Origin of the sequence: Liquorilactobacillus sp. (assembly GCF_047719775.1) — a bacterium.
Lineage (GTDB): Bacteria > Bacillota > Bacilli > Lactobacillales > Lactobacillaceae > Liquorilactobacillus.
Genome location: NZ_JBDNTS010000001.1, coordinates 53,011 through 68,089, shown reverse-complemented (window position 1 = coordinate 68,089; position 15,079 = coordinate 53,011). Strand labels below are relative to the sequence as shown.

Genomic DNA, 15,079 nt, shown 5'->3' with positions numbered 1-15,079 from the left:
GTTGTTAAAAACTAAAAAAGATAGTATAGAATAAGGAGTTTTCTCTCTTTATAGTTATCCACAGGCTGTGCATTAAGCTGTTGATATCTTTTGATGAATTATTTTATAGTAGATATAAACGTTGAGTTAATAGTCTTTATAGCATATAGTTAATAGAGTAGAATTGAAATTTTCTTGTGGATAATATACTAAAGGTTGACAAATTCAATTTAAATAAATATTGTGACGAAAATATGTTCGGCCCAGTATATTGATTATGGAACTGTGGATAAGTGGATAACTTTGTGGATAAGATGTGAAAAGGTGGAGAGTTATGAACATAAAGGTTGTTGTTGTTGGGAAACTGAAAGAGAAGTACTTGAAACAGGGAATTGCAGAGTATGTTAAGCGCCTAGGCAAATTTTGTAAGTTTGAGCTCATCGAAGTCAATGATGAGAAAGCTCCTGAAAAATTGAGCATTGCTGAAATGGAACAAGTGAAGATGCTTGAGGGTAATCGGATATTAGATAAAATTAAGCATAAGGAATACGTATTTGTTTTAGCCATTGAAGGCAAGGAGAGAAGCTCAGAGGAGTTTTCAGCAGAATTAAGCAAGTTGGCTACTTATGGGAGTAGTGATATTACTTTTGTTATAGGGGGGTCTCTGGGAGTGAGTAAAGATGTTATGGATAGATCAAACGCGCAAATTTCTTTTGGGCGATTTACATTACCGCATCAGTTAATGAGATTAGTTTTGACAGAGCAGATTTATCGTGCATTTATGATTAATATTGGGAGTCCGTATCATAAATGATGTAGTTAGATGATAATAAAATATTGTGTTGAGCATATATGTTCTGCTAAGTAAGTTGGTTAGATAATATCTATATAGAAGGCATCTTCATAAAAGAGAGAGCAAAGACAAAAAGTATTAATAAGGTTGTTATTTTCAGAAATATAAAGTATATAGTTCCGTAAATTATTTTTTTAGCTGTAAGTAATAGTTTAAGAATTAATAAAGTTATATCAAATTTATAATGAAAACGATATCAAGTATTTATTGACATCTATAATTAAATACATTATTATTTAAACTGTGATAACGGTTACTTAATGGAGGTGATTATTTTGGCAACGATTTCAGACGTTGCACGACTGGCAGGAATGTCTGTTTCGACTGTTTCTCGTGTAATTAATAACAGTCCGCATGTCATTCCTAAAAAAAGAAAGCTGATTGAGGATGCAATGCAACAATTGGGTTATGTACCAAGACCTGCTGCGAGGCAGTTACGAGGTTCTAGTACTAGAACAGTAGCAGTAACTATTCCAAGAATTGTCAATCCGTTTTTTTCGTATCTAGTGGATGCGATTGAAAGGACACTTGATGAGTCTGGCTACACTACTATAATCGTGCAAACTTTCAGTCGGTCCGAAGAAGAATTAGCAGCCCTTAAAATGTTGCGTAATCAGCAGGTAGATGGCGTAATTTTATGCTCAATTGAAAATCCATGGACAGTTATTGAACCCTATCTGAAGTATGGCAGTGTTGTGCTGGTCAATGAATATTTTGCTGATATTTCTGTACCAATTATTAGAGCTGATCAGTATCAAGGCTTTTACAATGCTACTAATTTCTTGTTGAAACAAGGTTATACGAGACTTGCTTATGCTACTGGACGCAAACAAGTTGTTTTAGCAAAATATGGTGTAAATTTTGATTCAGATCGTTTCTCAGGTTTTCAAGCTGCATTGAACAATATTGGTAAAGTTCGCTTTAATCCGCAATGGTTATTCACTAGTGCACATACTACGGCTGATGGAAAAAAAATTCTGCAAAGAATAATTGATAGTCCTGATAAACCGGATGCTATTATGGCAGGAAGTGATGAGGTTGCATTAGGATTATTAGAAGAAGCTGAATCTCAAGGAGTAAAAATTCCAGAAGAACTAGCAGTGTTGGGAGTTGATGATCAGCCTTCTTCAGGTTTTTTGAAGATTCCATTGACTACAATTCGACAGCCAGTTGATCAGATGGGATACGCTGCAGCAAAAGCATTGATCATGGCGTTACAAGGCAAGGCAATGACAGCACCGCAAATATTTCCACTTGAAATTGTAAAAAGAGCATCTGTATAGAGTATATCAGAGCAGAATGTTCTTTTATAAAATAATTTGGTATCGATACCAAAAAGGGGATTGATAAAAATGACAGTAGTTTTAGCAAGAATTGATCAGCGTTTAATCCATGGTTTGATCGTCAATCAATGGTCACAAAACTTAAGGGTAAAACGTTTCATGGTTGTTGATGATGAGATTAGTAAGAATGAAGCAATTAAAGATAGTATGAAGATGTCAAAACCAGCAGGAACGGGGATGTCAATTATTGATACTCAAAAGGCAATTACTAATTTTAATGCTGGAAAGTATGATAATCAGCGAGTTTTCGTTTTAGTAAAAGAACCTGCGACTTTAATTAAGTTAATTGAGAATGGGGTTGAAATTCCTAAGGTTGATCTCGGTATTATTTTTAATGAAAATGGCCGCAAACCAGTAACTAAATTCATTGCACTGAACGACCAAGAGCGTAAAGATTTAGAAATTATTAAAGAAAAGGGAGTTCCAGTCGTAATTCAATATGTACCAACAGATCTTGAAGAAATTTATTAAATAGAGGGTGAATAAAAATGTCTAGTATTGAAATTTTGCAGGATGTCTTAATTATTCTTCTTGCCGGTTTTATGACCGTTGATCAAAATGGTCTAGTAGTTATGTCATGGTTTCCAGTAATTGTTGGGACGATTGCCGGTTTAATTATGGGCGATTTACACACAGCACTAGTGATTGCAGGAACATTCCAGTTAATGATGCTGGGAGTTGCAGCACTGGGTGGAGCATCTGCACCAAATTATGGTTTAGCTACAATTGTAGGCGCTTTCGTGGCTATTCGAACCGGTACGGGTATCAAAGCAGCGATTGCTGTTGGTTTACCAGTTGGACTCATTGCAATTCAATTGGAAGTAGTTGCCAGAATTATTTGTAATTTTCTAGCGCATAAAATGAAAACGGATAATGACAAACATAGGTGGCAAAAAATGCGCCAAGAGGCTTGGCTAGGTCCAATCTTGTTTAGCCTTCAAACTATAATTCCGACTTTGTTGGTTGTCTTAGTAGGGCCGCAGTTTGTTAAGTTTATTCTTAATGCAATTCCGGCCTGGGTCACAAATGGGCTAACAATTGCAGGCGGAATGCTGCCAGTTGTCGGAATTGGGATGCTGATGCACTATATGCCAGTCAAAAAATTTCTACCTTACATTATCGTCGGCTTTGTTCTTTCGGCATATTTAAAAGTAGCAGTCTTAGGAATTGCCTTATTAGGGTTTGCAGCTTCTTATTGGTACTTCACTTCTGAGGCTCGTAAGGTTAAGGAAACTGTCACAGAAGCCGCAATTGACGAAGAGGGGGAGGATTATGATGAATAAGACAGACGATAATATTGATACAAAAATTACCAAAAGAGATTTACGACGTGCAGGCAGCCGTTATAACTTTATGGCTGTAAATCTGTTTAATTACGAGTCACAGATGGGTCCGGCTGTTGCATGGGCACTTGCACCAATTCTTAGGAAAATTTATAAGGATGATAATGAGTATCAAGAGGCTTTGGATAATCACTTTAATTATTTTAATTCAACCACTGTGATGTCTAGCATGATTCTAGGTGCAACTACTGCCATGGAAGAAAAGGACGGGTTAGAAGCTAAGGCGGCAGTCCAATCATTAAAAACTAGTTTAATGGGACCACTAGCGGGAGTGGGAGATACATTGGTGTGGGTCTTATGGCCAACAATCATTGGATCAATTTCTGGTTATATGGCCTTACAAGGGAACCCTCTAGGTGCAGTTATTTGGTTTATTGCTAATGTTATTTTTTGGTTTGTCAAGGTTAAGTTATTTGAAGTTGGTTATACATCTGGTACAAAGTTGGTAACTTCCTTAGGCAGTAAAATGGTTCTTTTTACTGAAGCAGCTTCAATTATGGGTCTTAGCGTTGTAGGTGCTTTGATTGCAACGGTTGTTAAAGTTGTGACACCGTTGACTTTCCACTTTGGCAAAGTTTCTTTGGCTCTTCAATCGGGAGTCTTAGATAAAATCATGCCATCATTATTACCTGCACTTTTCACTTTGTTGGTATATAAGTTGCTGGACAATAAAAAATGGACACCAACGCGGATTATTTTATTGGTAATTGTAATTGCTTTAGCAGGCTCGTATTTTGGAATATTAAAAGCATAGGAGGAATTGAAAAATGGAAAGGAAAATAGTACTTGCATCACATCATCGTTTTGCTGATGGTTTGAGAGATACAGTTGAATTTATCACAGGCGGGCTTTCTAAAAAAAGAATCATTACTTTGACAGCATATTTAGATAATACACCGATTGAAGAAAATGTAGAAAAGCTAATGGAAGACTTTCCTAATACAACTGAAGTTATCGTTTTAACAGATATGATGGCTGGCAGTGTCAATCAGACATTCTTTAGTTATCGATCACGCGAACATACACACATTGTGAGCGGAATGAATTTACCGCTAACTTTGGCATTTGTCATGGAGTCGCAGGAAGATTATTTGACGAATAAAAGAGTCCGGGAAATAGTTGCTGAAGCACAGCGGTCAGTGGTTTACATTAATGATATTAGAATTGGTGATGATGATGATGAATAAGATTCCGTGGTGGAAAAAAAGTGTGGTTTATCAAATTTATCCAAAAAGTTTTTATGATGCTAATGGTGATGGGATTGGCGATTTACAAGGCATTATTAAGAAATTAGATTATTTGGTAGAACTAGGTGTAGATGTACTTTGGCTGAATCCAATTTATCGTTCACCTCAAGTTGATAATGGATATGATATCTCAAATTATCATGAAATCGAACCAGAATTGGGGAACATGGCTGATTTTAATGAATTACTCAAGAAAGCACATGAAAAAAATTTAAAAATTATTTTAGACTTAGTAGTCAATCATACTTCAGATCAACATCCATGGTTTAAACAAGCCAAAAAGTCAAAGAGTAATTCATATCATGACTATTATATCTGGAAGGCACCAGTTGACCAACATGCACCAAATAATTGGGGATCAAGTTTTGGTGATTCTGCATGGACTTATGAAAAAGATATAGCGGAATATTATTTGCATTTGTTTGCTAAAGAACAACCAGATTTAAATTGGGAAAATAAAAAAGTTCGCAATGAAATTTATAATCTTATGCGTTTTTGGTTGGATAAAGGGATTGATGGTTTTCGGATGGACGTAATTTCATTAATTTCAAAAGATCCCGCTTATCTAGATGGTCCAATAATTCAAAATAAAAAGTATGGCAGTTATTATGCAGGTGCTGCAAATGGTCCACGAGTTCATGAGTATCTGCGAGAGATGAATCACGAAGTTCTTACACAATATGATATCATGACTGTTGGGGAGACTCCCCATACAACAGTTGAAGAAGCTACTAAGTATACTGCTGCTCATAACCATGAATTGAATATGGTTTTTCATTTCGATCATATGCACCTTGATTATGGTAAAAATGGTAAATTTTCAACTAAGCGCTTCTCACTGAGTGCATTAAAACAAGTATTTACTAATTGGCAAGAAGGGATGGCACAGCATGACGGGTGGAATAGTTTGTACTGGAGCAATCATGATCAAGCACGACCAGTAACACGTTTTGGAACAGATAAGCATGAGTATAGGGAAGCGGCTGCTAAGATGCTTGGAACAATTTTGCATATGCAGCAAGGAACGCCCTTTATTTTTGAGGGAGAAGAACTTGGTATGACTAATACACGCTTCAAATCAATTTCTGATTATAATGATATTGAGACAAAGTTGATCTACAAAGATTTCACGGAAAATAAACACCTTAGTGCAGATTACGCAATGGAGACAATTTATTTGAAATCACGTGATAATGCGAGAACTCCTGTGCCATGGTCTGCAGAAGACAATGCAGGATTTAGTGCAGGGAAGCCATGGATATTACCCAATCCTAACTATGAACAAATTAATGTTGAAAAGGTATTAAGTGACCGAAACTCAGTATTTTATTATTACAAGAGATTGATAGAATTGCGTCATAAATTACCCATTATTACAACAGGAAAATATTGTTTATTGAATCCACAAGATGAAGATAATTACTCATTTTTACGTGAAACGGATGATGAGATATTGTTTGTTACAGGAAACTTTACTGAAAAAAAGTTAGTTGTTGATTTACCTGATTCTTTAACTGAATTGGAAGGTAAGTTAATTATTAGTAATTTTTCAGCTCTGGGTACAGTATTAAAACAATTAGAATTACCTGCATATGGGACTGCAGTATATTTGTTTACAAAATCATAAACATAGTGTGTCTTTGACTATGAATAATTCGTGGTAAACTAGGGCAGGAACTGAGTCGAAATAATATTTATGACTCAGTTCATTTTTGTACAAAAGAACTGTGAAAAGTGTAATATATATCTAATAAAAGAATAATAAGTTAGTGAGTGGTCAGAATAAAGAATAAACATGTAAATGAAGGATTTATTCCTTTTCGCAAGTACCAAACGTATTACAGAGTAGTAGGAGAAAAAACGACAAATCCACCATTGATTTTGCTACATGGTGGACCAGGTTCAACACATAATTATTTTGAAATGCTCGATGAGATTGCAGAAACGAGTCAAAGACAATTAATAATGTATGATCAGTTAGGTTGCGGAAATTCTTCAATTCCAGATGATAAACGAGATCTTTATAAGGCCAGCACATGGCTTGATGAATTAGAGAATCTCATTACTTTTTTAGGATTGAAAGAGGTTCATTTTTTAGGCCAGTCATGGGGTGGAATGCTAGCAATCATGTATCTTTGTGATAGGGATGCAAGTGCAGTTAAAAGCGTGGTCCTATCCAGTACGCTTTCTTCAACTGAATTATGGACTAGGGAACTTCATAGGCTTATAAAATATTTACCAAGTAATGAGCAGGAGGCTATCAGGCAGGCGGAAGAACAGCAAGACTTTAAAGATCTTTTGTATCTTAGAGCGAATGCACATTTTATGAAGTTATATGCCAGTGATGATCCAAAAGAAAGTCAGGTAGAAGTGCTAAAGCGTCCTAAAAAAAGTGGCATCGAAGCTTATATAACCGCATGGGGACCAAATGAATATACACCACAAGGTAATTTGAGTGATTATGAGTATACAGAGAAATTATCAAAGATAAAAATACCTGCGTTAATAATGAGCGGAATTAATGATTTAAGTACACCAGTAGTTTCAAAAACAATGGCTGATGCCTTGGCAAACTCAGAATGGCATCTCTTTGCAGCTTCGCGGCACATGCCATTCATAGAAGAGAATAAAAAATATGCGGAGATTCTTACAGAATGGCTCAAAAGAAATGATTAAAAATGATTAGTTAGTTTAATTGGACGCAGGATTTTAGCGGGATTTCCTACAGCAATCACGTTTGCGGGGATGTCATGTGTTACAACACTTCCAGCACCAATGATTGAATTTCTTCCAATTGTTGTACCACCAAGAATGATTGCAGAGCCGCCAATCCAAACACCATCTTCAAGTGTAATGGGTCTTGCAATCATTTTTTTTGCTATTCTTTCTGTAGGATCCTCAAGATAACTAGCGGTATAAAAGCCAACTTTTGGAGCAACATTAACATTCGCACCAATTGTAATTGTTGCGAAATCAAGCATTGTAACATCATGATTTGCAAAAAAATTGTCTCCTATAGAGATATTAAAACCAAATGTACACATAAAGTTAGGTTCGATGTAGGCATCAGCACCAATGTTTTTAAAGAGTTGTTCAAGTATTGCAAAGTCATAACTGTTTTTAGTAATAACTAGTTGATTGAAGGCACAACATTGTTCAAAAGCATGTCTGGAAGCGGCTGTAATTTCTGGAGTAGATGCACTAAATGTATTTTCATTGATTGTTAGCCTTTTAACTTTTTCAATGTCCATTTTTTCACCTCAAGTATAGTATATAATTTAATTATAGACCAAATAAGGAGGATAACCAGATGGATTTAAGCGAACATAGTGCATTAACAAATTTTGAAATAGAGTATGTTAAACAAATTACGAATTCTGGAGAGCTCTATTACGACTATGATCCCTTAATTTCCAAAGCAAGGAATCATGCATATTTTGAATGTAGGAAATATGATAATGAACTTAGGAATGGACGAAAAAAGATAGAAATAATGAAGGCCCTTTTTGCTCATTTGGGACATCATGCCGAGATTAACTTAGGATTTACGTGTGAGTTTGGATTCAATCTAACTGTAGGAAGCCACTTCAGCGCGGGAAGGGATTTTAAAGTTATCGATTGTAACAAAGTTGAAATTGGAGACAATGTTTCAATTGGTGCACAAGTTGGAATCTACACATCTAATCATGCTGAAAATCCTGAATTACGTGCAGCACATTGGTGCAGTGAGCAGCCAATATTAATCACAGATAATGTTATCATTGAAGATAATGTGATTGTGACACCAGGCGTTGAGATTGGTGAAGGAGCGATTATCAGAGCAGGAAGTGTAGTAACTCATAATATACTTGCCAATACGGTTGCAAATGGTAATCCGTGTGAATCTCTTGTGTTGTAATTTCAGGCGACGTGAGTGGAGGTAAAAGATAGTGAATCATGCGGACATCAATAAAATTTTAAGTGATTTGATACACAGCGGATGGGATAAACCGGTTATTAAATATATAAATAGGAAGCTGCAGTGGCAAGTAATGCTGAATAGTGCCAGCGATGACTTTGGAACAATAAACTGTAATTTGCACGCTGTTGGTTCAAATTTATATACTAAAATGCTCAGAAAATCAAAGTTAACAGCGCACCAAAAGATTGAATTGGTCTTGTGGCAATTAGGTGCAAACATTGATCACACTGGCTTTTTACAGTTAAATGGAGATTTTTATTTAGATTCTGCCATGCCTCCGCATAGCAACTTTTTACGCTATTTTCGTAGGCTTGTTCAAAAAGTATTTCCCGGGAAAACTTTAAAGGAATATAGTATGACAAATGATTTGGGTGAACTTGCAAATAAAGTTCATCTTTTTCGAAGTTATTTAGATTTCAATAATATTCAATATATCCGTTCCTTTTTTAAGGGAACGACTGATTATGAAAAACTGCTCAAATATGGGAAAAAATTTTATTTTATTAAGCTGGATTATAGATCAGATGCCAATTTTCACAATAGATTTCGTAGTGATGGTTGCTTCAAGTATCCACAAAACATGAAAGTGCAGGTTACTAGTAGGACAAGAATGTCTGAATTTATAATTAATTTAGAATCAGGTAACTTTGTTAGTGAGTGGATTGGATATGGTTTTTTGGCTAATGAAGCAGAACAAAATAAAACTTCTTTTAAGGAATTCAATATCGTCAATACAGAGTCCTTTAATTATGGAATACCAATAGGCGGTAGAAAACTTGCTTTTTTTGTTGATAGAGATAGCCACAATAACTTAGATGTTAGTCATCCGCGTGATTCGTTAACTCGCAGGAGATTGACCAAAAAACAAAGTACTTCCTATTACTGGAAGTTTGAAGAATCCTATTATAAAAAGGATGGTAGCGGTCGATATGCGGGCCAGTATGCAGATATTGTAAAAAAAGGTTATAGGGATTATTATGCTTGGAATTCAGTAAGGGAAAAAGAAAAGGTTTATTATAAATTTGTTGCATATTGTCGCAGTATTTATCCTAAAAGGAATCCCGGCTTTTACTGTTTCTTAAAAAAAAGCAAAAAAGATTTTTGAAACATTATGTACTGATATTATTGAACTTTTTGCGATTATTAGTTTAAAAGCAATTCTTTATTTTTTCTTAAAAAGCTAGTATGATATTAATTGGTCGTTTTTTGGAAATAGAATGAAGTTAACAAAGAAAGGGTGTATAAATCATTTTGATTACATTATCGGGGATTATTGGATCGGGTAAGTCAAGTATGACTGAAATATTAGCAAAAGAACTCGGGACGAAGGCTTTTTTTGAACCAGTTGAGGATAATCCTGTTCTACCATTATTTTATAAGGGAAATGAAATTGCAGCTCAAAAAAGGGCAGAAGGGGATAATGAAGCAACTAACCCCTATGCATATCTTCTACAAACATATTTTCTTAATAAGAGATTTAAAATGATTAAGGAAGCCATGCAAGATGACAATAATATTTTAGATCGCTCAATCTATGAAGACGAGCTATTTATGAAGATGAATACTGAAATGGGTAATGCAACAGAAGTGGAATATCAAATATATCAGAGCTTACTGGCCAATATGATGGAGGAATTACCTTTTGCTGCAAAAAAGAAATCACCAGATTTGATGATTACAATTCATGTTTCATATGAAACAATGATTAAAAGAATTACTAAAAGAGGTCGTGATTATGAACTAGTGGAAAATGATCCTTCTTTAGTTGATTATTACAAACGACTTTTGAAATATTACGATGAGTGGGTTGAGTCATATACTATCTCACCGTTGCTAGTTGTAGAGGGTGATCAATTCGATTTTGTTGGTAATGTTAGTGATAGAATTACCATATTGGAATTAATCGAAAAGGAGTTGTATAAGTTGGGTAAGCTTACAGATGAGCAGTTACAGAATTTTCATGAGGAACATCAGAAGCTGGTTTAAGGCAACTTATTTCTGAAACACACCGTTAGAGTAAAAAAGAGAATGAAACATGAAACACGTTAAAGTAATAGATGAGATAACCTTTCAATCTGCATAATAATCTAGAACCAGAAATGGTAAGGTGAAATTCTTGGAATATAAAAAGAGTGATATCACAGATAAGACATTAAAAAAAGATGTACGCCAGGTCACTACGATAATTTTTGTTTATTTCATAGTTTTTCAATTTGCAGCACTTGTTTCATCACTTGTATTATCTTCTATGAGAAAAGAAAGTAAAGCTGCAGTTAATGATTTTCTTAGTAATAGTGGATTACCATATTTAGTTGCAATTGGGTTAGGACTTTTCGTGATTTTTGTAAGTATGACTCCTAGCATAAGGAAACAAACCTTTGCAGTAAGTACAAGAAAGATGACAGGTGGGATCTTTCTTGCGCTTGTCGCAGTAGTAATGACTGGTCAAGTTATTCTAAGTGTCTATGGTTCTCTTTTTGAACACCTTGTCAACCTGATAGGCTACACTTCAACGGAACAACTAAAAGAAGCTACAGGAACCAGTAAAACATTTTCGATGTTGTTATATGCTGGATTTCTTGGTCCCGTTACTGAAGAGATTGTTTTTAGGGGCTTTTTGTTACGTAATTTAGAGAAATATGGTCAAGGATTTGCAATTATAATTTCGGCTTACATGTTTGGTCTGTACCACAGTAATTTTCTTCAAACTCCATTTGCATTTGTTGTAGGGCTGATTTTAGGATACGTGGCGCTGACCTATGGTATCAAATGGTCAATTTTACTGCACATTTTTAATAACTTTGTGTTAGGAGATACTCTCAATTATTTTTTACAGAATTTCAATGACAGGCAAGCGGATATTGTCAGTAGTACTCTGATTTGGACTGGTGGAGTTATCGGAATGGTAATTCTATGGTTTTACAAAGGGGCAATACGTAAATGGTATAGAAGCAATAAACCAACTGGAAAAGAATTGAAGCTTGCGTTCACAGGGAAAAGCTTAATTTTAATCACTATTATAATTTTTATTATTTCTTGCTTGGGATTAGATAAAATATAAAGATGTTAATTTAATCACAACTTTTGTGTGATTACTTGAAGTTTATAAATTCAAGGGCTATCATGATATTAGAAATATTTTTCCCCAAAGGCGGGTGGTTGAGATGATGCAAAATTATAAACGAGTTTTGGTAGCAATAGATGGTTCTAAAGGTTCCGAAGTTGCTTTAGCTAAGGCGATAGAAACAGTGAAGAATAATGAAGGATCCACATTAGATGTTTTACGTGTGCTTGACTTGAATTCCTTAGAATATGGTGGAGCTGGAATTGCTTTAGATGGCAGCGAAGTTTACCGAATTGAACAAGCTAATGAGGAATACATGTTTAGTTTGAAACAAAAGTTAGTTAAAGAAAATGGGCTTAATGAAGAAGCTGTACATGTTCACTTACGTTTTGGAAATCCAAAACTTGTGATTGCGCATGATTTTCAGCCTGAATATAGTAATGATTTGATTCTAGTTGGCTCGACAGGAAAGAATTTCTTTGAGCGACTAGTGATTGGGTCAGTTGCGTCTTATGTTATTAGGAATGCATCATGTGATGTGCTTATGGCTCGTAACTAGTTTTTCGGAGCAAAAATAATAAAGAGATTTTGAAGATAATCTTAAAATTGTGTTCTAGAATACAAATAGAGGTGCTGGGTTAAATAAACTTTGGTTCTTTGTCAACCGCTGTTGATGAGAAACTTTTATAAGAAAATCAATTCATTTTCGAATTGGTTTTCTTTTTTTTATTCGAATCGTAAATTCAATTCTAATCTGGGTGTAAAAATGTGACCAATTTCTGTAGCCGTATGCCATGCGTTTAATTTGTTTGATTTTGCAATTAATGCCTTCTAGTGGGCCATTTAAATAGTTACTTGCCATCATGCATTTGATATTTGGGCCTTGGATTTGAAGTATATTTTCGATAGAATATTCTTGGAACACGTTTTCTCATTTTCCTTTACTTTTACTTTGGTCGGTATTTGGTGGTGCATTTGGGAACTTGTTCTTTTATTGTACATGAAAATTAGGTGTTGATGAACTTCCATCAACACCTAATATTGTAGAGCTGTCAAATTTTGATTCAGCGCCTCTATTTATTCCGTATAAACGTGTTTCGTAAGTCAAAACTCTCCGTCTAACTTCGGATTACTCATAACAAAGTACTCGCTATGTTCGTAATTTCGAGTTAATACTCAAATTTTCCTGACTTATGGCGCTCTCCTTCTATTTATTACGAAAATTACATTGTAGCAAACTTTTCTTTAATAGTAGCTGCAGAAGTTGCTAGTTTTTGTTCTTCTTCAGGTTGGAGAGGAATATCAATGAGTTCTTCAACTCCATTTTTTCCGATTATTCCTGGCTGACCTAAATATGAGTCATATTTGACATTGTAAGATGAACAAGGACACATTAGTTGTGCATCATCAAGGACTGCGCGACTAAGTTTAATTGCACAGGTTGCAATTGCGAAGCTAGTATAGCCTTTACCTGAATGAACAGCCCAACCGCCTGATCGTGCGGTATCCTCAAGTGTGTCTAAGTCTAGATTCATTTTTGGAGCAAGGGTCTCAAGCGGAAGTCCATTAACACTGACTGTTGACCATGCTACAAATTGAGATTCACCATGTTCACCATATACAAAACCAGATACATTTTTAGGATCAACATTAAATTTCTCTGATACAACACGCTGCATACGAGCAGTATCTAGGAAAGTCCCTGTTCCAAGTACACGTGAACCAGGCAATCCGATTTCTTTTTGAAGATATTGAGTAATTGCATCACAAGGATTCATCGTATCAATTAAGATGCCGCTAAATCCACTTTTTTTAATTTTAGGTGCAATATCTTTTACAATTTCACGAGTATATTCGAATTCGGCCCATCTATTACCGCTTGCATTGTCAAGTGCATGAATATTTCCTGCAGTAACAAAAAGAATATCTGTATCTGCTAGTTCTGAATAATCTTGAATTTTAATTTTGGGTCTGCTGCCTAGTCGTGCTGTTGCATCTTGAAGATCAAGTTGTTCTGCTCTTGCTTTTTTCTTATTTTTATCTATTAGAATCAATTCATCGGCAAAGCCTTGAATTACAAGTGAGAATGCGATTGCAGCTCCAACATGTCCTACACCGATGATTGCATATTTTCTACTCATTTTTTACATCCCTTGCTAATTAGAATTAGTTAAACAATCTCCAAGTGTAATTGATTTTCCTTGATAAAACCAGCTTTTTTCATCATTCCATATGCCACCAGTGAAATAACCATAGGTAAGACAACCCCTGTAAACATGTAGATTGCGAATTGGCTCCATCCTTGTGCGGCATAGGCCAAGGGTGCAATAAAGGAATTTAATCCTAAACCGGCCAGTTTATAGGTTGAGCGGAAGCCAAACATAATCGTTGCAATTGGGGCACAGACAACAGCTGAGAGCAGCGAAGGGACTAATAGATATGGGTTAATCAAAAGATTTGGAAATTGTACTTTTGGTGTCATAACTCCTTGCGCAATATTAGCTCCTAAGTTATTTTGGCGAAATGACATTGCTGTAAAGGCAACAAATTGTGATGTTGTTCCAATCAAAGCAGCAGCTGACGAAATTGGATCCAATGTTAAAGCGATTGCTAAAGCTGCTGATGACGCTGGGGTCATTAAGAAGAGTGCCCAGACTACAGAAATTGAAATTGAGCCTACTAATGGATTTACTTGCATTGTCTCAGCAATGAATGCACTGGCATTTAACAACAATGGAGTAGTGACAGCAGCCAGGCCTAACCCGCAAATTCCTCCTACCAAGGTTGCAGTGAAAGGAACAAGCATCATATCTAAAGGTGTCTTACCAGATAGATATTTACCAATTAAGGCGGCAATCAATCCAGCTAAGACAGCACTGACTGGCTGACCTGTTGCAAAAGTTGCACTTCCGGCAGCTTGCATTAAAGATGTGCCGGTTGCAGTTGTTCCATTGACAGCTGTTGAAGTAAAGTGCACCGCATTTGCACCAATTGTTGAAGAAATCATTGCACTAAAAATGACGAGCGAGCTTGTCTCTAATTGAGATGCAATTGCAACACCAAGAGCGGGGGCTAATAAATCATTAGCAATAACACCGACCTGATATAAGGCATTCCAGTGAATAAACGAGGCAATTGTCTGCAGCAACAGTCCGATCCCTAATGTGACTAAGATGGCATTGGAAACGGCAGCTGAGATTCGATATACATAGTCCTTAACTGTTGTCGTTGATTTTGTAGCACCTGTGTTCTCCATTGTTGAACAACTCCTATTCCTTTTTTTGTCCTA

16 protein-coding genes and 1 pseudogene are annotated in these 15,079 nt (G+C 35.6%); 13 read left to right on the top strand and 4 right to left on the bottom strand.

All coding sequences use genetic code 11. The features are described 5' to 3' along the window. Positions 1 to 313: 313 nt before the first annotated feature. The 8 genes from rlmH (at position 314) to pepI (ending at position 7,441) form a co-directional block, all read left to right on the top strand. A complete protein-coding gene (rlmH, locus tag ABF682_RS00300) occupies positions 314 to 793 on the top strand; it encodes a 23S rRNA (pseudouridine(1915)-N(3))-methyltransferase RlmH (protein ID WP_415618638.1) in 480 nt (159 codons plus the stop codon). Positions 794 to 1,107: 314 nt separating this feature from the next. Continuing rightward, positions 1,108 to 2,115, top strand: coding sequence for a LacI family DNA-binding transcriptional regulator (locus ABF682_RS00295; protein WP_415618637.1), 1,008 nt, complete (start codon positions 1,108 to 1,110; stop codon positions 2,113 to 2,115). A 69-nt stretch (positions 2,116 to 2,184) separates the two neighbouring features. Beyond that, the gene (locus tag ABF682_RS00290; RefSeq protein WP_415618636.1) at positions 2,185 to 2,646 is read left to right on the top strand and encodes a PTS sugar transporter subunit IIB; all 462 of its coding nucleotides are present in this window, start codon (positions 2,185 to 2,187) and stop codon (positions 2,644 to 2,646) included. Positions 2,647 to 2,663: 17 nt separating this feature from the next. Further along, positions 2,664 to 3,458: a PTS mannose/fructose/sorbose/N-acetylgalactosamine transporter subunit IIC gene (locus ABF682_RS00285; protein ID WP_415618635.1), complete on the top strand. Its 795-nt coding sequence runs from the start codon at positions 2,664 to 2,666 to the stop codon at positions 3,456 to 3,458. Beyond that, positions 3,448 to 4,272, top strand: a complete 825-nt coding sequence (locus ABF682_RS00280) for a PTS system mannose/fructose/sorbose family transporter subunit IID (RefSeq protein WP_415618634.1) — start codon at positions 3,448 to 3,450, stop codon at positions 4,270 to 4,272. Before ABF682_RS00285 ends, ABF682_RS00280 begins: the two co-directional genes overlap by 11 nt. Positions 4,273 to 4,285: 13 nt before the next feature. Next, positions 4,286 to 4,705 (top strand): PTS sugar transporter subunit IIA, encoded by a 420-nt coding sequence (locus tag ABF682_RS00275; RefSeq protein WP_415618633.1) that lies wholly within the window; start codon positions 4,286 to 4,288, stop codon positions 4,703 to 4,705. Then, positions 4,698 to 6,392, top strand: coding sequence for a glycoside hydrolase family 13 protein (locus ABF682_RS00270; RefSeq protein ID WP_415618738.1), 1,695 nt, complete (start codon positions 4,698 to 4,700; stop codon positions 6,390 to 6,392). Before ABF682_RS00275 ends, ABF682_RS00270 begins: the two co-directional genes overlap by 8 nt. Before the next feature lie 155 nt (positions 6,393 to 6,547). Continuing rightward, on the top strand, positions 6,548 to 7,441 hold the full coding sequence (gene pepI, locus ABF682_RS00265) for a proline iminopeptidase (RefSeq protein ID WP_415618737.1): 894 nt from the start codon (positions 6,548 to 6,550) through the stop codon (positions 7,439 to 7,441). On the opposite strand, the gene ABF682_RS00260 is transcribed toward pepI, so the two are convergent. Next, the gene (locus ABF682_RS00260) at positions 7,438 to 8,016 is read right to left on the bottom strand and encodes a sugar O-acetyltransferase (protein ID WP_289978940.1); all 579 of its coding nucleotides are present in this window, start codon (positions 8,014 to 8,016) and stop codon (positions 7,438 to 7,440) included. The two genes, pepI and ABF682_RS00260, sit on opposite strands and share 4 nt — an antisense overlap. 59 nt (positions 8,017 to 8,075) lie before the next feature. Between ABF682_RS00260 and ABF682_RS00255 the strand changes: the two genes are divergently transcribed. From ABF682_RS00255 to ABF682_RS00235, 5 genes are all read left to right on the top strand, one after another. Next, the gene (locus ABF682_RS00255) at positions 8,076 to 8,663 is read left to right on the top strand and encodes a maltose acetyltransferase domain-containing protein (protein ID WP_289978942.1); all 588 of its coding nucleotides are present in this window, start codon (positions 8,076 to 8,078) and stop codon (positions 8,661 to 8,663) included. 31 nt (positions 8,664 to 8,694) lie between these two features. Beyond that, positions 8,695 to 9,831, top strand: a complete 1,137-nt coding sequence (locus tag ABF682_RS00250) for a DUF3114 domain-containing protein (protein ID WP_289978944.1) — start codon at positions 8,695 to 8,697, stop codon at positions 9,829 to 9,831. A gap of 146 nt (positions 9,832 to 9,977) precedes the next feature. Next, entirely contained in the window at positions 9,978 to 10,712 is a 735-nt protein-coding gene (locus tag ABF682_RS00245) for a deoxynucleoside kinase (protein ID WP_289978946.1), read from the top strand. A gap of 130 nt (positions 10,713 to 10,842) precedes the next feature. Next, on the top strand, positions 10,843 to 11,787 hold the full coding sequence (locus ABF682_RS00240) for a lysostaphin resistance A-like protein (protein ID WP_415618632.1): 945 nt from the start codon (positions 10,843 to 10,845) through the stop codon (positions 11,785 to 11,787). 103 nt (positions 11,788 to 11,890) lie between these two features. Next, positions 11,891 to 12,349 carry a universal stress protein gene (locus ABF682_RS00235; protein ID WP_415618631.1) on the top strand — a complete coding sequence of 153 codons (459 nt, stop codon included), beginning with the start codon at positions 11,891 to 11,893 and terminating at the stop codon, positions 12,347 to 12,349. Between the two features lie 141 nt (positions 12,350 to 12,490). Here ABF682_RS00235 and ABF682_RS00230 read toward each other — a convergent pair. The 3 genes and pseudogenes from ABF682_RS00230 to ABF682_RS00220 all read right to left on the bottom strand — a co-directional run. Beyond that, positions 12,491 to 12,664: pseudogene (locus ABF682_RS00230) on the bottom strand (transposase); the annotation flags it as partial. A gap of 349 nt (positions 12,665 to 13,013) precedes the next feature. Then, a complete protein-coding gene (locus tag ABF682_RS00225) occupies positions 13,014 to 13,931 on the bottom strand; it encodes an L-lactate dehydrogenase (RefSeq protein WP_289978953.1) in 918 nt (305 codons plus the stop codon). 29 nt (positions 13,932 to 13,960) lie between these two features. Then, the gene (locus ABF682_RS00220; RefSeq protein ID WP_289978954.1) at positions 13,961 to 15,046 is read right to left on the bottom strand and encodes a PTS transporter subunit IIC; all 1,086 of its coding nucleotides are present in this window, start codon (positions 15,044 to 15,046) and stop codon (positions 13,961 to 13,963) included. Positions 15,047 to 15,079: the final 33 nt, after the last annotated feature.

Bases quoted from the DNA above. Each gene is read 5' to 3' on its own strand.
- rlmH (WP_415618638.1), top strand. From the start codon at position 314: ATGAACATAAAGGTTGTTGTTGTTGGGAAACTGAAAGAGAAGTACTTG.
- ABF682_RS00290 (WP_415618636.1), top strand. From the start codon at position 2,185: ATGACAGTAGTTTTAGCAAGAATTGATCAGCGTTTAATCCATGGTTTG.
- ABF682_RS00285 (WP_415618635.1), top strand. From the start codon at position 2,664: ATGTCTAGTATTGAAATTTTGCAGGATGTCTTAATTATTCTTCTTGCC.
- ABF682_RS00280 (WP_415618634.1), top strand. From the start codon at position 3,448: ATGATGAATAAGACAGACGATAATATTGATACAAAAATTACCAAAAGA.
- ABF682_RS00275 (WP_415618633.1), top strand. From the start codon at position 4,286: ATGGAAAGGAAAATAGTACTTGCATCACATCATCGTTTTGCTGATGGT.
- ABF682_RS00270 (WP_415618738.1), top strand. From the start codon at position 4,698: ATGAATAAGATTCCGTGGTGGAAAAAAAGTGTGGTTTATCAAATTTAT.
- ABF682_RS00260 (WP_289978940.1), bottom strand. From the start codon at position 8,016: ATGGACATTGAAAAAGTTAAAAGGCTAACAATCAATGAAAATACATTT.
- ABF682_RS00255 (WP_289978942.1), top strand. From the start codon at position 8,076: ATGGATTTAAGCGAACATAGTGCATTAACAAATTTTGAAATAGAGTAT.
- ABF682_RS00235 (WP_415618631.1), top strand. From the start codon at position 11,891: ATGATGCAAAATTATAAACGAGTTTTGGTAGCAATAGATGGTTCTAAA.
- ABF682_RS00225 (WP_289978953.1), bottom strand. From the start codon at position 13,931: ATGAGTAGAAAATATGCAATCATCGGTGTAGGACATGTTGGAGCTGCA.
- ABF682_RS00220 (WP_289978954.1), bottom strand. From the start codon at position 15,046: ATGGAGAACACAGGTGCTACAAAATCAACGACAACAGTTAAGGACTAT.